The 19,517-nt window shown below is 43.9% G+C and carries 17 protein-coding genes, 3 tRNA genes and 3 pseudogenes; 10 read left to right on the forward strand and 13 right to left on the reverse strand.

Features of this window, described 5'->3' with window-relative positions; genetic code table 11:
• The first annotated feature begins 20 nt into the window (after window positions 1-20).
• Window positions 21-347: an alpha/beta hydrolase gene (locus Bealeia2_RS05820; protein ID WP_331256561.1), complete on the forward strand. Its 327-nt coding sequence runs from the start codon at window positions 21-23 to the stop codon at window positions 345-347.
• Here the strand turns inward: Bealeia2_RS05820 and Bealeia2_RS05825 are convergent.
• Window positions 342-1,418, reverse strand: coding sequence for a hypothetical protein (locus Bealeia2_RS05825; protein WP_331256165.1), 1,077 nt, complete (start codon window positions 1,416-1,418; stop codon window positions 342-344). The genes Bealeia2_RS05820 and Bealeia2_RS05825 overlap by 6 nt on opposite strands.
• 155 nt (window positions 1,419-1,573) lie before the next feature.
• On the opposite strand from Bealeia2_RS05825, the gene Bealeia2_RS05830 reads away from it, so the two are divergent.
• From Bealeia2_RS05830 to Bealeia2_RS05845, 4 genes are all read left to right on the forward strand, one after another.
• A tRNA-Tyr gene (locus Bealeia2_RS05830) sits at window positions 1,574-1,659 on the forward strand.
• A gap of 5 nt (window positions 1,660-1,664) precedes the next feature.
• Window positions 1,665-1,738 (forward strand) — tRNA-Gly (locus Bealeia2_RS05835).
• A 40-nt stretch (window positions 1,739-1,778) separates the two neighbouring features.
• On the forward strand, window positions 1,779-2,969 hold the full coding sequence (tuf, locus tag Bealeia2_RS05840) for an elongation factor Tu (RefSeq protein ID WP_331256166.1): 1,191 nt from the start codon (window positions 1,779-1,781) through the stop codon (window positions 2,967-2,969).
• Window positions 2,970-3,062: 93 nt separating this feature from the next.
• A tRNA-Trp gene (locus tag Bealeia2_RS05845) sits at window positions 3,063-3,139 on the forward strand.
• 43 nt (window positions 3,140-3,182) lie between these two features.
• Here Bealeia2_RS05845 and Bealeia2_RS05850 read toward each other — a convergent pair.
• The 4 genes and pseudogenes from Bealeia2_RS05850 to tnpA (Bealeia2_RS05865) all read right to left on the reverse strand — a co-directional run.
• Window positions 3,183-3,323 (reverse strand): hypothetical protein, encoded by a 141-nt coding sequence (locus tag Bealeia2_RS05850; RefSeq protein WP_331256167.1) that lies wholly within the window; start codon window positions 3,321-3,323, stop codon window positions 3,183-3,185.
• Window positions 3,324-3,335: 12 nt separating this feature from the next.
• Window positions 3,336-4,343: an integrase core domain-containing protein gene (locus tag Bealeia2_RS05855; protein WP_338453519.1), complete on the reverse strand. Its 1,008-nt coding sequence runs from the start codon at window positions 4,341-4,343 to the stop codon at window positions 3,336-3,338.
• 265 nt (window positions 4,344-4,608) lie between these two features.
• A pseudogene (locus tag Bealeia2_RS05860) lies at window positions 4,609-4,827 on the reverse strand (coproporphyrinogen III oxidase); the annotation flags it as partial.
• A gap of 18 nt (window positions 4,828-4,845) precedes the next feature.
• Window positions 4,846-5,253, reverse strand: a pseudogene (gene tnpA / locus Bealeia2_RS05865) (IS200/IS605 family transposase); the annotation flags it as partial.
• A 618-nt stretch (window positions 5,254-5,871) separates the two neighbouring features.
• Between tnpA (Bealeia2_RS05865) and Bealeia2_RS05870 the strand changes: the two are divergent.
• A complete protein-coding gene (locus Bealeia2_RS05870; RefSeq protein WP_331256169.1) occupies window positions 5,872-6,750 on the forward strand; it encodes a polysaccharide deacetylase family protein in 879 nt (292 codons plus the stop codon).
• Between the two features lie 31 nt (window positions 6,751-6,781).
• Window positions 6,782-7,363: a DNA-3-methyladenine glycosylase I gene (locus Bealeia2_RS05875; protein ID WP_331256170.1), complete on the forward strand. Its 582-nt coding sequence runs from the start codon at window positions 6,782-6,784 to the stop codon at window positions 7,361-7,363.
• Between the two features lie 34 nt (window positions 7,364-7,397).
• On the opposite strand, the gene Bealeia2_RS05880 is transcribed toward Bealeia2_RS05875, so the two are convergent.
• The 3 genes from Bealeia2_RS05880 to Bealeia2_RS05890 are packed head-to-tail and all read right to left on the reverse strand — an operon-like array spanning window position 7,398 to window position 11,362.
• Window positions 7,398-9,005, reverse strand: a complete 1,608-nt coding sequence (locus Bealeia2_RS05880) for a carboxyl transferase domain-containing protein (RefSeq protein WP_331256171.1) — start codon at window positions 9,003-9,005, stop codon at window positions 7,398-7,400.
• 9 nt (window positions 9,006-9,014) lie between these two features.
• Entirely contained in the window at window positions 9,015-10,190 is a 1,176-nt protein-coding gene (locus Bealeia2_RS05885) for a thiolase family protein (protein WP_331256172.1), read from the reverse strand.
• Window positions 10,191-10,201: 11 nt separating this feature from the next.
• Window positions 10,202-11,362, reverse strand: coding sequence for an isovaleryl-CoA dehydrogenase (locus tag Bealeia2_RS05890; RefSeq protein ID WP_331256173.1), 1,161 nt, complete (start codon window positions 11,360-11,362; stop codon window positions 10,202-10,204).
• A 282-nt stretch (window positions 11,363-11,644) separates the two neighbouring features.
• Here Bealeia2_RS05890 and Bealeia2_RS05895 point away from each other — a divergent pair, with 282 nt between their 5' ends.
• The 3 genes and pseudogenes from Bealeia2_RS05895 (at window position 11,645) to Bealeia2_RS05905 (ending at window position 13,555) form a co-directional block, all read left to right on the forward strand.
• On the forward strand, window positions 11,645-12,151 hold the full coding sequence (locus tag Bealeia2_RS05895; RefSeq protein ID WP_331256174.1) for a hypothetical protein: 507 nt from the start codon (window positions 11,645-11,647) through the stop codon (window positions 12,149-12,151).
• A 121-nt stretch (window positions 12,152-12,272) separates the two neighbouring features.
• Window positions 12,273-12,707 carry an IS200/IS605 family transposase gene (gene tnpA, locus Bealeia2_RS05900; protein ID WP_331256563.1) on the forward strand — a complete coding sequence of 145 codons (435 nt, stop codon included), beginning with the start codon at window positions 12,273-12,275 and terminating at the stop codon, window positions 12,705-12,707.
• A 181-nt stretch (window positions 12,708-12,888) separates the two neighbouring features.
• Window positions 12,889-13,555 (forward strand): annotated as a pseudogene (locus Bealeia2_RS05905) (IS6 family transposase).
• 59 nt (window positions 13,556-13,614) lie between these two features.
• Here the strand turns inward: Bealeia2_RS05905 and Bealeia2_RS05910 are convergent.
• The 5 genes from Bealeia2_RS05910 to Bealeia2_RS05930 all read right to left on the reverse strand — a co-directional run bounded on the left by Bealeia2_RS05910 (window position 13,615) and on the right by Bealeia2_RS05930 (window position 19,505).
• Window positions 13,615-15,219 (reverse strand): electron transfer flavoprotein-ubiquinone oxidoreductase, encoded by a 1,605-nt coding sequence (locus tag Bealeia2_RS05910; RefSeq protein ID WP_331256175.1) that lies wholly within the window; start codon window positions 15,217-15,219, stop codon window positions 13,615-13,617.
• A gap of 88 nt (window positions 15,220-15,307) precedes the next feature.
• Window positions 15,308-16,489: an amino acid permease gene (locus Bealeia2_RS05915; protein WP_331256176.1), complete on the reverse strand. Its 1,182-nt coding sequence runs from the start codon at window positions 16,487-16,489 to the stop codon at window positions 15,308-15,310.
• 3 nt (window positions 16,490-16,492) lie between these two features.
• Complete coding sequence (locus tag Bealeia2_RS05920) at window positions 16,493-17,614, reverse strand: amino acid permease (RefSeq protein WP_331256177.1); 1,122 nt, start codon at window positions 17,612-17,614, stop codon at window positions 16,493-16,495.
• A gap of 194 nt (window positions 17,615-17,808) precedes the next feature.
• Window positions 17,809-18,819 (reverse strand): integrase core domain-containing protein, encoded by a 1,011-nt coding sequence (locus tag Bealeia2_RS05925; RefSeq protein WP_462346302.1) that lies wholly within the window; start codon window positions 18,817-18,819, stop codon window positions 17,809-17,811.
• Between the two features lie 170 nt (window positions 18,820-18,989).
• On the reverse strand, window positions 18,990-19,505 hold the full coding sequence (locus tag Bealeia2_RS05930) for an HdeD family acid-resistance protein (protein WP_331256179.1): 516 nt from the start codon (window positions 19,503-19,505) through the stop codon (window positions 18,990-18,992).
• Window positions 19,506-19,517: the final 12 nt, after the last annotated feature.

Consider the following 19,517-nt stretch of genomic DNA (forward strand, 5'->3'; position numbering starts at 1 on the left):
GCAAACTGCGTAACTCGTGTCTGACTTATAAAAATCTAGTTCTCGTAGGCTTTTCACAAGGGGCAATGGTGGCGCTCGATCTTGGGCTTCATGGGAAGAACTCACCTTCAGGAATTATTGCTTATTCGGGGGCCTATATACCCCAAGAAAAAAGTATCCCAAAAAAAACTCCAATTCTTTTAGTCCATGGCAAAGAGGACACCATTGTGCCATTTCAAGCTTCTGAAATGTCTTACGACATCTTAAAAGGAAGTGATGTCCAACTCCACCTTTTGGAGAAATTAAATCATTCTATTGATGATCGAGGGCTTGATTTGGGCCTGAATTTTATTCAGAAAAATCTATAAAACCAGCTCTTCAATCACGAGAGACGCTTCATCCGTTGTAATGCCTAAGGTGGAGCTAAACGCATCGCGATAGAAGAGATGATTTTTCCACATTTTAATATGCTCTTTTGTGACAGGATTCTTATGAGTTCCAAACCACCAATAAGACCCCATGGATAATTTTTGAGCGACCTCTTTTTCAAGGATGAGAGTGTATTCCCCAGCTTTTCGGATGGTTTCGCTTTCTTTGGGAATTTTAATGTGACCCATCATTGTAGATGTGGGTTTTTGAAAAAATTTTTGAGATGAATAATTCGGGCATGAGATTGTTATGAAAGAAAGTAAAAAGGCTTCGATGAAAATTGATGGTTTGCGATAGAGAAAAGAGTGAGGTTGCGTCTCCGGAACTTTAGGTTTGTAGGGACTGCGGTTTGATTTTAATTGTCGAATCTTGATTTTGATTAAAGAAATTTGATCAATTTGACTTCTCCCCCAGGCTTTTGAAAGTTCAAGATAAAGAGATGAGAGTTCCGTATCAGCACGTGTAGCTTCAAAAAGCGCTTGATACTGAGCGGCTTTTGCAGAAGAGTAACCCTCCGTCAAGGCCTCTGTTCTAAGAAGGTAGGGTCGATATAATTTGTGAAAGGTTAGATTTTTTTTAATTTCGAGAATATCATCAATGGTTCCATTTAAAATGTCTATTTTTGAAACGGGATGTTCCTCTGAAGATTGGGAAATTTGAGGAAAATCGATCTCTTCTTCAAGCTTCTTTTTGAACTCTAATTTTTTGTTTTTGAGAGCTATATTGTAATCATGAACCCACTCTGATTCTTCAAGATCGTAAAGACTGGGAAGAGATTGCCACAGCCCATGAAGTCTTGCATATTGACGATTGCCCCAACTGCCTTCATTAAAAGCTTGGGCACGCACCTCATAGGAACGGGCTTTGGCGATGCAATACTTTTTCAAAGAATCGATATCTTTTAAGTCATCAAACCATTTGGCATGGATATGAGCAGAGGGTAAGAGGGAGGCGATGAGAACCGTCCAAAACAGATAAAGAGGGAGATTAATTTTCTGCCATAACGTCAAATTGACCTCTCATTCGCAAATCGAATTCCAAGAGAAATATACGAAAAAAAAGTTAATTTTCCCTTTATTTCCCCATATTTTTTTTATAAATTGAAAAGAGCATGAATTCCGGATTGACATGGCTGCGGAAATCCCCTATCCCATGTTCAGAAATCGGAGGGATGGCCGAGCGGTTAAAGGCAGCAGACTGTAAATCTGCCGACGTATGTCTACACAGGTTCAAATCCTGTTCCCTCCACCATTTATGCGGGTGTAGCTTAGTGGTAAAGCCCCAGCCTTCCAAGCTGGCTATGAGGGTTCGATTCCCTTCACCCGCTCCATTTTTATGACAGGCACTGCAGTCAACTTGAGGGACAAAAGATGAGCAAAGAGAAATTTGAGCGGACGAAGCCGCACTGTAACATTGGAACGATTGGTCACGTTGACCACGGGAAAACGACGCTGACCGCTGCGATTACGAAAGTTTTGGCAGAGACAGGTGGAGCTGTTTTCCGAGGCTATGATCAAATTGACGCGGCGCCTGAAGAGCGTGCACGTGGAATCACGATCAACACTGCCCACGTTGAGTACGAAACAGCCGACCGCCACTATGCTCACGTAGACTGTCCAGGTCACGCCGACTATGTGAAAAACATGATCACGGGAGCCGCGCAAATGGACGGTGCGATTCTCGTTGTAAACGCAGCCGATGGCCCCATGCCACAAACGCGCGAGCACATTCTTTTGGCGCGTCAGGTTGGCGTTCCTGCTCTTGTTGTGTATTTGAACAAAGTCGACATGGTGGATGACGAGGAACTTTTGGATCTCGTTGAGCTTGAAGTGCGTGAGCTTCTCTCAAGCTATGACTTCCCAGGCGATGATATTCCGATCATTAAAGGCTCGGCTTTGGCCGCACTTGAAGGTCGCGATGACCCAATTGGAAAAGATTCCATTTTGCGTTTGATGACGGCTGTGGATACGTACATTCCTCAACCTGACCGTCCTGTCGACAAGCCTTTCTTGATGCCAATTGAGGACGTGCTTTCGATTTCCGGTCGTGGAACGGTTGTCACAGGCCGTATCGAAACGGGTATCGTCAAAGTGGGTGAAGAAGTTGAAATCGTTGGAATTAAACCAACTATGAAGACAACTGTAACTGGCGTTGAAATGTTCCGTAAGCTCCTTGATCAAGGACAAGCAGGCGACAACGTGGGTGCTCTTTTGCGCGGAACCAAGCGTGAAGATGTTGAGCGTGGCCAAGTTTTGGCGAAGCCCGGCTCGATCACACCACACACAGAATTCGAGTGTGAAGCCTACATTCTCAAAAAGGAAGAAGGCGGCCGTCACACCCCATTTTTTGGCAACTATCGTCCGCAATTTTATTTCCGGACAACGGACGTGACGGGAACTGTAAAGCTTCCGGAAGGCGTTGAGATGGTCATGCCAGGAGACAACGTTCGTATGATCGTGGAGCTGATTGCACCGATTGCTATGGACGACGGACTTCGTTTTGCAATTCGTGAAGGTGGCCGTACTGTTGGCGCCGGAGTCGTTGCCAAAATTTTGAAGTAAATAAGTAAATACTTATTATTGTTCCGAAAAAAATTGGGATAATGATTTTTAAGACATTCTGAAGGAGGATATTTCTCCTCCCGAAGAATTTGCAGGAGTGTAGCTCAATTGGCTAGAGTACCGGTCTCCAAAACCGGGGGTTGTGGGTTCGAGCCCCACCTCTCCTGCCATTTTTTCTTTTGACAATAAAATTTATCAAACCTCTATACTCCTTTAACTTAAAGATACCTTATTGAGGATTTGAAAGTTATCATTAATGCGGTCAACCATAGAGCTGGCGATTTGAGGCCATTTGGCAAAGAATTCATCAAGGGCTTCTCTAAATTCAACGACACTTTGAATGTACGGGTTCATAACAAATGAGACTCAAGAGGCCTCGAGAATATGAGAGTGAATATAGTGCAAAGGAGTGAGGCCTTTCGCGGCGCGATGAGGCCGATAAGAATTATACTTTGAGACAGCTTGAGAGAGCTCAAAGCGCATAGAAGCTATGGAATCAGCCAGGAGGTTGTTTTGGTTGTAAAATTCCTCCCGGAATATTCGATTTCCCCGCTCAACGCCGCCGTTGTAAGTGGGCTTTTTGGGGGGCAAAACAATTAAGGGAATGCCCAGATCTTCACAGGCTTCCTCAAATTCCGCCATAAATTCAGATCTTCCCTCAACTTGAATGGATTGAATTTTAAAGGGGGCCTGCTTTACAAACTTAAGCAAGAAGCGTTTGGCGCTTGAGCTCTTGGCATGGGCATACACACTCGCATAGATAAATTTCGAGCCTCTTTCCCAAGCCTGGAAGTGCTTGAAACAGATACCATTTTTGGTGACTGTCATATGGTCAATCTGAACCCGCTCACCAAGCGTCATCGTTTTATAATCCTTGAAAGTCCAAGGTTTTGCATGGCTTTTAAATTGTCTTTTTCTTTTTGTTCTCAGGGCGGAGGGTGATTTTTGCACAAGCCCCTTGTTTTTGAGGGAGGTCAGGATACGGCCGACGGTGCTTTCGCTCAGGATTTGCCCATGGTCTCGCTTGAGAATGATGGCGATTTTCTCTTTGCCATAGGTGGGATTTTCGCGGCGCACTTTCACAAGCTGAAGTTCTGCCTCTCCCCAGTGCGGTTTGTTGAGATTTCGTGGCTTTTTTGAAGGGGGAACACTCCCTTTGTTAAGGTCCTTCAGGATCTTCTTGTGGCGATAATAAGTTGCGCGAGACATGGCGCAAATGTCTTGGCACCTGGAATCGCAAACGTTTTCAGATTTCAGCTTTTCCCAGAGCCTCACGCCGTCTTCATACCGTTTGCGATAGGCGTCAAAACAGTCTTGTGTGCGCGCATATGCATAAAGCCTATGCTTATTTTTATGTAATCCGTGGATCCTCATCCAGGCCTCCATCAATAGGTTTTTTAGATTTCCTATTCTTGAGGCCTGGTTGGGTGTGGCAATGGAGATGAGCCTCGCTACAGCGCAATTTGGGGGCGCGCTCAGCTCATCTCCATCCCTCCCAATTTTGTCTCACTTCTATCTGAACTCGGACACAACTGGTTTCTAGAGATGCCTAGTCCGTCTAGAGGGGACCGTTTTCTCGTTTCTCTGCGTACTCACCCAATAAACGCCACAGAATCTTGTTACTAGGCTTCCTTAAATCTCAAGGCGCTGGCCATTCGGCCACAGGAGGCATAGACATGAGAATTGCATCCGTGTTACCGCCTGTTTTAAATCCGAATTGGGTTCCGCGATCATACAGCAAATTAAACTCGACATATCGACCCCGACGTTTGAGTTGATGAGATCTTTCCTCGGGAGTCCATGTGCGCTCAACATGCCGTCTTACGATTTCAGGGTGAACACTCCACGGGGCAAGCCCCGTGGTATCCCGGTCGGCCTATAGGCCGAGTACAAGCTGCGCTTGCCCCAAGTCTTCTTGCCCTTGATGCTCTATATAGCGCTTGATCGCGTACTCATTTACCCCAACTGTGGATACAAAATAACCATCTGACCAAATACCATCCACGCCCCAATAAGCTTTTCTCATATACTCGAATTTTTTCTTCAACAATTTGCCGCTCATGGACTTTATGGTTCGAACTGCATCGCTAACTCTTATCTTAGGGGGAATAGATAGGTGTAAGTGTAAGTGAATATGATCCTTATCATGATTCATCGTTAGGATGATGACTTCAGGCATCTTCTCCCTTATCTGATTCATCACTTCTGTGAAATACGCAAAACTACCTTCATTCAATATCTTCCGTCGATATTTGCTCACAATCACCAGGTGATACTCACATTGGTAGGCGCAGTGTCCTTACTTCCTTATCTGCATACTTCGCATCATAGCAAGAAGGCTTGGGGGAGCGCTACATCCACGGGGCTAGCCCCGTGGTTTTTTCGCGCGTATAAATGTGGTGAAAGGCTTTGCCGACATCTTGGGTAAAGGCAAAATCATTCTCCCAATTTTCACTATTATGATAATCATCAACATTTTGCGGCTTTGCGTAAGAAATATCCGGAGGCCTCAAAAATTCATCTGATTGTGGATAATGGTCCTTATAATATCAGCAAAGACACAAAGGAGACCGTCGAAGACTATGAAATTGTCCTACATTATTCTCCTCTTACAGCCCCAATTTGAATCCGATTGAACGCTTATGGAAAACCTTAAAGGAAAACAATTCGCGGAAGCGGTAAAATACTTTTTTGACAAAACTGTTCATGAAATTAAAGACGTGATTGAAAGCCGCGTCACAGACAGCTTCGAACGACTTAACACCCAATTTTCATTTTGATTAGGTATATAAGAGATAATGCGACAATTTACCAAAAACAGCGCTAGGAAGAGAGTTCCGTTCATGCTAATAAAACTGAAGTTTATGTGCTTTATAGGAATTTTTTTGACCAAGGTGATAAAATGAAGTTTTTAACAACACTACTAACTTTTTTTGTTCTTTTCTGTGAATTTGCTTATGCTCATGAAGTTGCCATTACTTTTGATGATCTTCCTGGAGCCCAAGAAGAATCGGCTGAAAAGGAGAAACTCCTTAACAAGAGAATATTAACCGCCCTCGATAAATTCAAGGCACCAGCTATCGGTTTTGTCTGTGAGGGTAAGCTTTATTCTCAAAAGGAAACAAAGGAAAAAACGGCAATACTTCAATCCTGGATTGATCACGGTCATCCTCTCGGAAATCACACGTATTCTCATCCCTCTTTAAGCAGCTCAAAGCTTGAGGAATTTGAGAAAGATGTTCTTAAAGGAGCACCCGTTTCTAAAAAACTAATGAATGATGCAGGCCTTGAGTACATCTATTTTAGACATCCCTATCTTGATACGGGGACAACAAAGGAGATGCGCTCTTCTTTCGAAGCCTTTTTAAAAAAAGAAGGGTATGTTATCGCGCCGGTTACCATTGATACGAATGATTGGAAATTTGACCAACAGCTCCGTGAAAATCCAAAAGATAAAGAAAAAATTATTCAAAATTACCTTGAGCATACAAAGAAAAAATTTGCCTTTTATGAAAAGGCCTCGAAGGAGATTTTTGGTCGTAATATTAGCCACACATGGATTCTACACGTGAATTTAATCAATTCATATGTGATGGAAGACTTATTAAAAATAGTTTATGAGATGGGATATGATTTCGTAACTCTCGATAAGGCCTTAGAGGATGAAGCTTATTCTGAGCACGATAATTATTATCCACCTTTTGGTGTTTCCTGGCTCTGCAGATGGGACTTTACACGAGGAAAAATCGTTGATTGGTCTCAAGATCCTGAACTAGATTAATCCCATTAAACATGAAAGAAAAGGTGACTAAATGCAAGAATTAGAAATAGCGCATAAAACTCGCTGCTTTGGAGGAGATCTCGGCAAGGAATTCTACGCAGAATATCATGACCGTGAATGGGGAGTTCCTTCACATGATGAGCAGCATTTGTTTGAGTTACTTATTCTTGAAGGGGCACAAGCGGGACTCAGTTGGGAAACCGTTCTTAAAAAACGTGAAGGATATCGCAAAGCCTTTCATAAATTTGATCCTGCTAAAGTAGCCACGATGAGTGATGGTGAGTTAGAAGATTTGAGACAAAATCCAGAGATTATTCGCAACCGTCTGAAAATTTATGCCACACGTCAGAATGCGCGAGTATTCCTTCAAATTCAAAAAGAATTTGGGTCTTTTGATAAATATGTTTGGGGTTTTGTAAACGGCACACCCATTAAAAAACACTGGCACCGATTTGAAGATGTTCCCATTCAAACGTTGGAAAGCAATGCCTTATCCAAGGACCTGAAAAAACGAGGAATGACTTTTGTCGGCTCAACCATAATCTATGCCTATATGCAAGCTGTTGGAATGGTGAACGATCATCTCACAACGTGTTGGTGTTATAAGGACTAATGCACCTCTAAACTTCTCATTATTTTTCAATTAATTACATTCGAAATACACCGAACTGTGTTTCTTTTAAAGGGGCGTGGGATGCAGCGGATAGCCCCAATCCCAGGACCTTGCGCGTATCTTTCGGATCGATAATTCCATCATCCCAAAGTCGTGCCGAGGCATAATAAGGATGCCCCTTTTCTTCATAACCTGCCCGGATTTCCTTTTTAAACTTCGCTTCTTCATCTTGTGACCAAGATGCTCCTTTTTTAACCAAGGAACCGCGCTTGATTTCAGCCAAAACATTGGCTGCTTGTTCTCCCCCCATCACAGAAATTTTAGCATTGGGCCACATCCACAAAAAACGAGGACTATAGGCGCGCCCGCACATTCCATAATTCCCGGCACCATAACTGCCCCCGATGATGACCGTGAATTTAGGAACCTCCGCGCAAGACACTGCCATCACCAATTTGGCCCCATCTTTGGCAATCCCATTATTTTCATATTTTTTCCCAACCATAAATCCGCTAATATTTTGAAGGAAAATGAGGGGGATGTTGCGTTTGCAACAAAGCTCAATAAAATGGGCCCCTTTAAGGGCGGATTCAGAAAACAAAATTCCATTATTGGCAATAATTCCAACTTTATATCCCCAAATATGAGCAAATCCAGTCACCAAAGTGACCCCATAATTCTTCTTAAATTCATCGAACACGGACGCATCCACAATCCTCCCAATCACCTCACGGACATCGTAAGGGATGCGGGGGTTTGCAGGAATAACACCATAAAGATCTTCAGGATTCAGAAGTGGTTCTTGAACATCTTTTTTGGGCACAAATGACAATTTGGGCTTTGGAAGCGTTCTTATAATTGATCTTACAATTCGAAGGGCATCTTGATCATTTTCCGCCAGATGATCTGCAACCCCTGAAATTTTGGTATGAACTTCAGCGCCGCCCAGGTCTTCGGCCGTGACATCCTCACCCGTCGCTGCTTTGACGAGAGGTGGTCCGCCTAAAAAAATAGTCCCTTGATTTTTGACAATGATGGATTCATCCGCCATAGCAGGAACATAAGCTCCACCAGCCGTGCACGACCCCATTACAGCGGCAATTTGTGGAATACCTTTGGCAGACATTCGGGCTTGATTATAAAAAATACGACCAAAGTGATCTCGATCGGGAAAAACCTCATCCTGATTGGGGAGATTGGCGCCCCCAGAGTCCACAAGATAAATGCACGGCAAATGATTGGCCTCTGCAATTTCTTGGGCACGAAGATGTTTTTTCACGGTCACCGGATAATAGGTCCCTCCCTTCACGGTCGCATCGTTAGCAACCACCATGCATACTCGTCCCTCAACGGACCCAACACCTGCAATGATTCCACCTGCAGGAATATCCTCATCATACATGCCCAAAGCTGCAATTGCCCCCATTTCCAAAAAAGGCGTTCCAGGATCTAAAAGAGAGAAAATTCGATCACGCGGCAAAAGTTTCCCGCGCGCAAGATGCTTTTGGCGCGCCGCCTCCCCTCCCCCAAATGCGATTTTTTGGAGGAGTGATTGCAAATCGCAAACGCCACTTTCGAGGGCTTTCGCATTTTCTTGGAATTCGTTCTGACGAAGGTCGACTTGCGTTTTCAAAGGGGTCATTGGACTCTCCTATATCATCTCAACTGCAATGGCTGTGGCTTCGCCTCCACCAATACAAAGAGCTGCGATCCCGCGTTTGAGCCCTCGTGATTTCAGAGCATGCAAAAGCGTCACTATCAGACGAGATCCCGAAGATCCAATGGGATGACCAAGCGCACAAGCTCCTCCCAACACATTGACTTTATTATGAGATAAATTCAACTCTTTCATCGCTGCCAAAACAACAACTGCAAAAGCTTCATTAATCTCAAAAAGATCCACATCCTGGAGATTCCAACCCACTTGCGTCAAAAGTTTTTGAATCGCACCAATGGGTGCGGTCGTAAACCACTCTGGTGCTTGGGCAAAGGAAACATATCCACAAATTTTGGCCATAGGCACATGCCCAGAATTACGCGCCCAATCCTGAGACGACAAAACGAGCGCTGAGGCCCCATCGCTAATGGAACTGGAATTGGCAGCCGTCACGGTTCCGTCTTTGGAAAAAGCAGGTTTTAAAGTAGGAATTTTTTCAAATTTCATACGTCCTGGTGGCTCATCTTTACTCACATCAAGTGTTTCTTTACCATTAGGGACTGTAACCGGGACAATCTCATCATCAAATTGCCCCTCATCTACGGCTTTAAGGGCACGTTTTCCTGATTCAATGGAAAAACTATCTTGGTTTTCTCGTGTGAATTGAAATTTTTCTGCCGTATTATCTGCAAAAGCTCCCATAGAAACATGATCATACGCATTCTCAAGGCCGTCATAAAGCATATGATCAAAAATGGAGCCATGACCCATACGATATCCTGAACGCACTTTTGGCAAAATATAGGGCGCATTGGACATGCTCTCCATCCCACCAGCGATGGCAGTTTCAAAACTTCCAGCTTTAATGCCGTCAGAGGCAATCATTACCGCTTTCATACCCGACCCGCAGACTTTATTAATAGTGGCGCACGGAACACCTTGTGGCAATCCCGCCCCTAAAGCCGCCTGACGGGCGGGAGCTTGACCGAGGCCTCCCGGCAAAACGCACCCCATGAAAACTTCATCAATTTCGGAAGGATTTAGATTTCCCGCTTGAAGAGCTCCTTGAATTGCTGCACTTCCCAATTGAGTGGCCGTAACACCTGCAAGATTTCCTTGAAAGGATCCCACAGGTGTTCTTTTGGCCGATAAAATCACAACGTTTTCCATAAATTTTCCTTTCAAGCGGCTTCGCGAAAAATCTCGCGACCAATTAGCATTCTTCGAATTTCAGAGGTTCCGGCCCCAATTTCATAAAGTTTCGCATCGCGCAAAAAGCGCCCCGTTGGATATTCATTAATATAACCGTTACCCCCCAGAATTTGAATGGCTTGAAGCGCCATTTGGGTTCCATTTTCGGCCGCAAATAAAACACATCCAGCTGCATCTTTTCGCGTCACACGTTTTTCATCACAAGCTTTGGCCACCGCATAAACATAAGCGCGAGAGGCCGAAAGAAGTGTGTACATATCTGCAACCTTCCCTTGAATAAATTGGAAATCGCCAATTTTTTGACCAAACTGTTCGCGTTCAGCAGCATAAGGCACGGCCACATCCAAACAGGCCTGCATAATCCCCAAGGGTCCCGCTGCAATAACAACCCGCTCATAATCCAATCCGGACATAAGGACACGTACACCGTGGTTCACCTCACCCAAAACATTTTCTAAAGGCACTTCACAGTCTTCAAAAACGAGCTCACACGTAGGAGAACCCCGCATCCCAAGTTTGTCCAACTTTTGAGCCACTTTAAATCCTTTGAAGTCTTTCTCGATAATAAAAGCTGTGATTCCCTTGGATCCGGCCTCAGAATCTGTTTTGGCATAAACAACCAACGTGTCTGCATAAGCACCATTGGTGATCCACATTTTCGATCCATTGAGAATGTAAGCACCTTCTGATTTTCGAGCCGTAGTTTTCATAGAAACCACATCAGATCCCGCCCCAACTTCGCTCATGGCCAAAGCCCCCAAATGCTCGCCTGAACAAAATTTCGGGAGATATTTTTTCTTTTGACCCTCGTTTCCATTCAAGCGAATTTGATTGGCACAAAGATTTGAGTGCGCCAAATAGCTGAGCCCCACAGAGGCAGAGGCCCGCGAGATTTCTTCAATTGCAACCACATGCTGAAGATATCCCATGTTGGATCCACCAAATTCTTCCTCAATTGTAATACCTAAAAGCCCAAGCGCACCCAATTTTGGCCACAAATCCCGCGGGAAAGCATCCGTGCGGTCGATTTCCTCCGCCCGTGGCGCAATCTCCGTTTCTGAAAAGCCACGAACCGATTCCCGAACCGCATCCGTAAGTTCGCCCAAACCAAAATTCAACATTGAAAACATGCTCGTATTCCACCCTACCCCGATTGATTTTTATTGAACCTGCCTTATGGGCAAATCAGTGATGATCTTAACGCCTTCAATTGTAATAGGCAATCCAGTCGTGAAGAGAAATTCAGGACAAGCTCATGAAAAACCCGCATCGTCATACCGTTTTCTACTTTTTTATGAGATGAGTCTCCCTCACAAAAATATCCCCTAGAATGCTCCTACCAAATATGCTATAGACTAATTACGGTTTAATAAAAAACCGCGATACATAAACGAAAAATACGGGAGAAGAAAATGAAATTTAAAATATTAAGTTTATTTTTAACAGTAAGCCTACTTTGCTTTGGTTCAGGGGTAAAAGCTCAAACAGACGCTAATGCAAATGCTTCAAATCAAGAAGCTCCAGCAGCTTGCCCAGGTGGTGCAGTTCTTAAAACAGCATTTAGCACAATACTTTGTAAAGCAGCAACTTTGCCCATATTAGGTAACGCAGATTGTTCTACATTTTGTAGTAATATCGGCGCTGGCAAGACTACACCTGGAAAGACAGTAGAAGCTTGTATGGCTTATATAAAAGGAATTCCAAACGTAGGTAGCGTCTTAACAAGTTTTATCAGTCAAGGTTGTGATAAGGCTTGCTCAGCTAATTTTGTTTGTAAATCTTGTTCTGAAGATGCTACACGAAAGGTATGTGGCTATCTCTGTTGCCCAATTGATCAAAGTACTGTAAAAAACTGTATGAGCAAGAATAATGATGATTGTAAAAATTATATTGAGTCTGGATCAAAAGGAGAAATATAATTTTTTTTAGAATTTTTAGAAAGCCCCCCACTTTGGGGGCTTTTTTATACGCGCGAAAAAACCACGGGGCTAGCCCCGTGGATGTAGCGCTCCCCCAAGCCTTCTTGCTATGATGCGAAGTATGCAGATAAGGAAGCAAGGACACTGCGCCTACCAATGTGAGTATCACCTGGTGATTGTGAGCAAATATCGACGAAAGATATTGAATGAAGGTAGTTTTGCGTATTTCACAGAAGTGATGAATCAGATAAGGGAGAAGATGCCTGAAGTCATCATCCTAACGATGAATTATGATAAGGATCATATTCACTTACACCTATCTATTCCCCCTAAGATAAGAGTTAGCGATGCAGTTCGAACCATAAAGTCCATGAGCGGCAGATTGTTGAAGAAAAAATTCGAGTATATGAGAAAAGCTTATTGGGGCGTGGATGGTATTTGGTCAGATGGTTATTTTGTATCCACAGTTGGGGTAAATGAGTACGCGATCAAGCGCTATATAGAGCATCAAGGGCAAGAAGACTTGGGGCAAGCGCAGCTTGTACTCGGCCTATAGGCCGACCGGGATACCACGGGGCTTGCCCCGTGGAGTGTTCACCAGGTCCAATTTTTGACGCCCCCGTTTGTTTGTAAGCAGGCACTGAAATAAGGTACTGTCGCAAAGTTTTTAAAAGAGATGGTTCATAAAAAGAGAATCTGTTAAGCAAGCTTTTCCCATAAAGGTGGAGGAAAGGCTTATGAATATCTTCAAAGGTTGTCATTATCCCAAAGATGTCATCATGATGGCTGTTCGCTGGTATTTAGCCTATTCCTTAAGCTACCGGAAGGTTGAAGAGTTTCTGGAGGAGCGTTGAGTCTATTGAGATCATGCCACGGTCAATCGTGGGGTAATTAAGTTTTCAGTGATTTTTTAGGAAACGCAAAAAGCCAGTAGGCAACAGCTGGCGCATGGATGAAACCTATATCAAGATTAAGGGGAAATGGTTTTATTATTACCGTGCGGTCGATAAAGCAGGGAAGACAATTGACTTTTATCTGAGTGAGAAACGAGATAAGAAAGCAGCCCGGGGATTCTTTGAAAAGGCCATTGCCAGCAGTGGAAAGCCTGAAAAAGTAAACATTGACAAAAGCGGCGCCAACTTAGCGGCGCTGACATCCCTCAATGATTATCTGCCTGCAGAAGAAAGGATCTGCGTTCGTCAGCTTAAGATTCTGAACCAAATCATCGAACAGGACCATAGGTTTATCAAAAGGATTACCAAGCCCATGATGGGATTCAAAAGCTTTTGGGGGGCTCAAGCTACACTGATTGGAATCGAATTATGTCATATGCTTAAAAAAGGACAAAATGCCATGATCCCAACTTTATCCCCTTGGCAGCAATTTTATGCCCTCATAGGATAAATCTGTCCAGAACGGACGCTCATCATCGCCTTTAAAAAAATTTTCGACAGAGCCAAGTTTTACATGTCGCAATAATTGGGCCCGCTGCCGCCTTGAGGGGGAACCCAGTTGATATTTTGAGTGGGGTCTTTGATGTCGCACGTTTTGCAATGAATGCAGTTTTGAGAATTAATCTGGAGCTTGGGTCGACCCTCTTCCTTCACAATTTCATAAACGCCAGCGGGACAATAGCGCGTTTCGGGACTTCCGTATTCGCGATAATTCACCAGCATCATACGTTCGGGATCACGCAAAGTCAGATGGCACGGCTGGTTTTCATCGTGGCTGATATTGGAGAGATAGACGGAGGACAATCGATCAAAAGTAATCTGATTGTCTGGCTTGGGATAGTCAATTTTTTGAAAATACTCTGCAAATTTTGTGGTTTTAAAATCGGCACGATGTTTAAGCGTCCAGGGACTTTTTCCGCGGGTAATGAAGGTTTCAAAAGCCGCATTCAAAAGGCCTACCCAGAGCCCCTTTTGAAATCCAGGGCGGATGTTACGTACTTGATAAAGTTCCTTCCAGACCCAGCTTTTTTGAAGTCGGTCTTTGTAATTGAATTCGGAACCTTTCGTGAGATGCTCAAATGCAGCTTCTGCAGCCACCATTCCAGATTTCATGGCGGTGTGGGACCCTTTTATTTTGGGCACATTTAAAAAACCGGCGGCACATCCAATTACTGCACCGCCTGGGAATGTGAGTGCAGGGATGGATTGAAAGCCCCCTTCATTGAGTGCGCGGGCGCCATAGGAAAGCCTTTTGGCCCCTTCAAAAACACCTCTGATTTTGGGATGGAGTTTAAAACGCTGGAATTCCTCAAATGGGCTTAGGTAAGGATTGGGATAATCGAGTCCCACCACAAATCCCACGGCAATCATAGAGTTTGACATATGATAAAGAAAGGAGCCCCCATAGGTGTTCGTTTGAAGTGGCCAGCCGATGGTATGAAGAACTTCGCCTTCGCGGTGGTGTGCAGGATCGATTTCCCAAATTTCCTTAATTCCAAGGCCATAGGTCTGAGGCATTGCCTCATTCCTTAAATTGAATTGTTTTTCCAATTGTTTGCTGAGTGATCCACGGCACCCCTCAGCTAAAAGCGTCAATTTTCCATAAATTTTCACGCCCGCTTGATAAAGGTCCGTGGGCTCTCCCATTTTATCAAGCCCCATGGCTCCCGTTTCAATACCAATCAAGGAGCCTGATTTATCGATCAAGGGACTTACGGCTGCAAATCCGGGATAAATCTCAACGCCCAGACTTTCGGCCTCAGTCCCGAGCCATTTTGTGAAATTCTCAAGGCTGATGATGTAGTTCCCTGTGTTGTTCATCTGTGGGGGGGTGAGCAGAGGGATGGCGTTCTTTTTCGTTAAAAATAAAAAGCGATCATGTGTGACGGGAGTTAAAAGTGGTGCACCTTTTTCCCTCCAATTGGGGATGAGTTCGTCTAAGGCCCTCGGCTCAAAAACGCAACCGGAGAGAATCTGAGACCCAACAACAGAGGCTTTTTCTAAAATGCAAACGGAAAGATCAGGCGAGAGTTGTTTTAGGCGAATGGCGGCAGAAAGTCCTGCGGGTCCAGCCCCCACAATCACCACATCATAGTGCATGGATTCATCAGACATTATAGACAATGCTCCCCTTCTCTTTTTTTATTTTTTTAGCATGAGTCAAAAAATATATCCACAGCACAGTTCCTCTTTTGTTTTCTATTCAAAGCCCCAACCATAAAAATCCAAAACCGATTATTCCGATAAGAATGAGGCCATATTTTCCACCAGGGGCTTGATAGGAAGTCTCAGTTTGCTGTGCACGTAATTTCCAGACACAAGCCGCGGGGGCTAAAAGCGCAAAGACACTTAAGAACGCTGCTGCATATTTAAGGGCTATCACGAATCCATCGGGATAAAATTGCACCACAAGCCAGGGGGGGAGAAAGCTCAAAATAATAGCTATGTTTTTTTTGGATTTCTTCTGAGAGTCTAGTTTTTCTGAAATCAAAAGATAAAGCGCAAATCCTACCCCCAAAAACGAGGTCGTCATGGCGAGCAACGAATATCCCATATTGAAAATTTTCACATTAGGGACGCCTGATTGCGTAGAGAGCATTTCGATGAAAAGACCAATCCCTCCGCCTTGTGCACGCAGGGCCTCAAAGCTGAGGACACCTTCGACGGGCAGAATACCTTTGCTGACACCAAGCCACAGCGCATAAACCAAGAAAGGCAGAAGTGTGCCAATCAAAATGGCGCGCTTTAAAATTTTCACGTCCTGATTACAATAATTCACAATATAAGGAATGCACACTTGAAATCCAAAAGACGTGAAAAAGACAGGCAACATCAAAGACCATTGCGGCCAGGAATAGGGGACTGAGGACATCCAATTCTCAATCTGAATATGAGGGGTGAGGAGAAACACCATGCCCAATAAAAAAATTCCTTTGAGCGTCAAAAATCCGCGATTGATGTAATCCAATTTATGAATTCCTGCAGCGATGATAAGCGCAAAAAGAAATGTAAAAACCCCGCTCATCAACAATTGCGAAGAGAAAAAAGACTCAGGGAGTGCAGCGCGAATCAACGACGTTTGTCCTGCAATGTAAGCCGCAACCAGGGCATAAAGAAGGGCCCCTAAAGAGAACAGCACAATTGATGCAGATTTTTTTCCAAACACAATTTTTGTGATCTCAGAAATACTAATTCCCTTTTGGATGCGCAAATTTGCCTCAAGATTAATGAGCGTGGCATAATACATCGCGCTCCAAAATCCAAATAGCACAATGAGCGTTGTGGGATAGTCGATAAAACCAGCGGTTAAGGGCATAGCGAGCATACCCGCCCCAATGGCGGTACCTGCAATGATGAAAACAGATCCAATGAATTTCGAGGTCATGATTTAGACTCCCAATACAATGATGATAAGGCCAAAGATCAACATTCCAAAGGAAAGAAGGGGAGATCCTTCTTTTAATTTCAGAAGAATGAGTGCGGGTGTGATCACAGCTAAAATGCTTAAGAAAATGGCGGCATATTTTAAGATTTCGATAAACCCTTCAGGGAAAAGTGCCCCTATAAAATAAGCCGGAGAAAAAGTAAGAACAGCCACAATTAAACGCGGCAAAGGCAGACGCTCAAGAATGAGATCAAAAAGCCCCATGCCTACGCCTAAAAATGAAGTTGCAATCGCTAAGAATGCAAATAAGCTACTAAGGAGCGCAATCATAGGGCTTTTGGTGATTCCTCCTAAAAATGCCATAAATATTCCCACATCTTCATTGGGAAGGCTTGAAAAACTCTGAGGTCCTGAAAGGGGCAAGACTCCCTCTGTGACCAAAAGCCAGAGAAAATAAATCACACAAGGAAGTAAACTTCCCCACAGCATAATGGATTTCAGTTTGGATTCATCGTTTCCGCAATAGTGAATGAGACTGGGGATTGAGGCATGAAATCCAAAGGAAGTGAAAAAGACAGGCAAAACCAAACTCCACGTGGAAAACGTTTGAGCGGGCTTAATGTCTAAATGAGAGAGACTTACATTTGGTATCAAAAGCCAAACCATTATAGCAAAAATGATCATCATCCCCATAAAAAGGATTCTATTTTTGCGATCCAACCAATGAGTCCCCAAAACCAGAGGAAGACCGAAGACCGCCAAAAATCCAATCCGAAGAAAATCTTGACTTACGTGTGGCAATTGAATCGCTAAAAGAGAGGATCCTCCCTCCATGTAGGCTGCTAAAAGTGCGTTTAAAAAAAGGATTAAAATGCCTGTTAAAAGATGCTTATAAGGCGCGCCAAAAATATCTCCTGCAATCCAGGCAATGCTTTGCCCGGGTGAGGTTTTAAGGCTGCATTTCACCATCATGAGGGCAGAGGTGTACATCAATCCCCACAAAAGAAAAAGAGCAAAGATGGACCCCAAAAACCCCAAGGGGGCTGCTGTTAGCGGCATGGCTAGCATCCCCGCACCAATAGTTGTTCCCGCCACAATAAAAGTAGCGCCAATTTGACGATTCATGTCAAAAATCCTTTAATTTCTGATTTAAAAAAAATAGCGATGAGGATGAGTCGAAAAAATGTTACGCCCGTGGGGCGTAAAAGAAAAAGAAATAAGAAAGGGTGTGCATTTTTTCCATGGACCCATTATGGACACAGCTGTTTTCTGTCGTCAAGAGCATTTTGAAGAATGTCCGAGTTCATATCAAATGAGACTCAAGAGGCCTCGAGAATATGAGAGTGAATATAGTGCAAAGGAGTGAGGCCTTTCAAGGCGCGATGAGGCCGATAAGAATTATACTTTGAGACAGCTTGAGAGAGCTCAAAGCGCATAGAAGCTATGGAATCAGCCAGGACTTTGTTTTGGTTGTAAAATTCCTCCCGGAATATACGATTTCCCCACTCAACGCCGCCGTTGTAAGTGGGCTTTTTGGGGGGCAAAACAATTAAGGGAATGCCCAGATCTTCACAGGCTTCCTCAAATTCCGCCATAAATTCAGATCCTTCATCAACTTGAATGGATTGAATTTTAAAGGGGGCCTGCTTTACAAACTCAAGCAAGAAGCGTTTGGCACTTGAGCTCTTGGCATGGGCATACACACTCGCATAGATAAATTTCGAGCCTCTTTCCCAAGCCTGGAAGTGCTTGAAACAGATACCATTTTTCGTCACCGTCATAGGGTCAATCTGAACCCGTTCACCAAGCCTCATCGTTTTATAATCCTTAAATGTCCAGGGCTTTGCATGGCTTTTAAATTGTCTTTTTCTTTTTGTTCTCAGGGCGGAGGGTGATTTTTGCACAAGCCCCTTGTTTTTGAGGGAGGTCAGGAGACGGCCGACGGTGCTTTCGCTCAGGATTTGCCCATGGTCTCGCTTGAGAATGATGGCGATTTTCTCTTTGCCATAGGTGGGATTTTCGCGGCGCACTCTCAAAACAAGCTGAAGTTCTGCCTCCCTCCAGCGCGGTTTGTTGAGATTTCGTGGCTTTTTTGAAGGTGGAGCCATCCCATTTTCAATATCACGCAGAATATTTTTGTGGCGATAATAAGTTGCGCGGGACATCCCGCAAATTTCTTGGCACGTGGAATCGCAAACGTTTTCAGATTTCAGCTTTTCCCAGAGCCTCACGCCGTCTTCATACCGTTTGCGATAGGCGTCAAAACAGTCTTGTGTGCGCGCATATGCATAAAGCCTATGCTTATTTTTATGTAATCCGTGGATCCTCATCCAGTCCTCCATCAATAGGTTTTTTACATTTCCTATTTTTGAGGCCTGGTTTGGGTATGGCAATGGAGATGAGAACTGGGTTGCAAAAATTGGAGAGTTAATCCGGCAGTAAAAAAGAGAGGCCCAAACTGGGCCTCTCTTTTTTGATATCACGTCAAGTGAGAAGTTGATTATTCTTTCCCAATAATCCGATTCACAAAAAGCATTGAGCACCCTAAAGTTAAAAGATTCAGTCCAACCAAAACACCTAAGGCAAAAACCGCACTGATCGGGAAATAAACAAACAGAATTGTTCCAAAAACAATGTTCGTAAAACCTGCAATCACAGACCAATACCATTTTGGAGAGGCCGTACGTTGGCGAAGACCCGCAACAAATTGAAGTCCGCCTTGTGCGAGAAAAAGAATAATAAGGAGATAAGTGATAGCAAAAAGACCCATCGTTGGGTTTCCGAGCATCACAATTCCCATCAAAAGATAGAGGATTCCAATACACAAACTGTAAAGATAATCAGCACGTTCTCGCGCTTCATAAGCGCCGAAAGCATGGAAAATACCACCTACGAGAAAAATAGATCCAAAAAAGGCTTCAAGGGTCACCGAACTATAGGCCGGATAAATCACTGAGAGCAATCCTAAAGCAATTAAAATAAAACCCGTCACGTTGGAAAGTGGTGAAGTTTGCATTGAAAAGTTCCT

Origin of the sequence: Candidatus Bealeia paramacronuclearis (assembly GCF_035607555.1) — a bacterium.
In the GTDB taxonomy this organism is placed as follows: Bacteria; Pseudomonadota; Alphaproteobacteria; order UBA9655; family UBA9655; genus Bealeia; species Bealeia paramacronuclearis.

Excerpts from the sequence above, each read along its gene's own strand:
- tuf (WP_331256166.1), top strand. The coding sequence starts at position 1,779 with ATGAGCAAAGAGAAATTTGAGCGGACGAAGCCGCACTGTAACATTGGA.
- Bealeia2_RS05850 (WP_331256167.1), bottom strand. The coding sequence starts at position 3,323 with ATGAACCCGTACATTCAAAGTGTCGTTGAATTTAGAGAAGCCCTTGAT.
- Bealeia2_RS05855 (WP_338453519.1), bottom strand. The coding sequence starts at position 4,343 with ATGAGGATCCACGGATTACATAAAAATAAGCATAGGCTTTATGCATAT.
- Bealeia2_RS05870 (WP_331256169.1), top strand. The coding sequence starts at position 5,872 with ATGAAGTTTTTAACAACACTACTAACTTTTTTTGTTCTTTTCTGTGAA.
- Bealeia2_RS05875 (WP_331256170.1), top strand. The coding sequence starts at position 6,782 with ATGCAAGAATTAGAAATAGCGCATAAAACTCGCTGCTTTGGAGGAGAT.
- Bealeia2_RS05880 (WP_331256171.1), bottom strand. The coding sequence starts at position 9,005 with ATGACCCCTTTGAAAACGCAAGTCGACCTTCGTCAGAACGAATTCCAA.
- Bealeia2_RS05885 (WP_331256172.1), bottom strand. The coding sequence starts at position 10,190 with ATGGAAAACGTTGTGATTTTATCGGCCAAAAGAACACCTGTGGGATCC.
- Bealeia2_RS05890 (WP_331256173.1), bottom strand. The coding sequence starts at position 11,362 with ATGTTTTCAATGTTGAATTTTGGTTTGGGCGAACTTACGGATGCGGTT.
- Bealeia2_RS05895 (WP_331256174.1), top strand. The coding sequence starts at position 11,645 with ATGAAATTTAAAATATTAAGTTTATTTTTAACAGTAAGCCTACTTTGC.
- tnpA (WP_331256563.1), top strand. The coding sequence starts at position 12,273 with ATGCAGATAAGGAAGCAAGGACACTGCGCCTACCAATGTGAGTATCAC.
- Bealeia2_RS05910 (WP_331256175.1), bottom strand. The coding sequence starts at position 15,219 with ATGTCTGATGAATCCATGCACTATGATGTGGTGATTGTGGGGGCTGGA.
- Bealeia2_RS05915 (WP_331256176.1), bottom strand. The coding sequence starts at position 16,489 with ATGACCTCGAAATTCATTGGATCTGTTTTCATCATTGCAGGTACCGCC.
- Bealeia2_RS05920 (WP_331256177.1), bottom strand. The coding sequence starts at position 17,614 with ATGAATCGTCAAATTGGCGCTACTTTTATTGTGGCGGGAACAACTATT.
- Bealeia2_RS05925 (WP_462346302.1), bottom strand. The coding sequence starts at position 18,819 with ATGAGGATCCACGGATTACATAAAAATAAGCATAGGCTTTATGCATAT.
- Bealeia2_RS05930 (WP_331256179.1), bottom strand. The coding sequence starts at position 19,505 with ATGCAAACTTCACCACTTTCCAACGTGACGGGTTTTATTTTAATTGCT.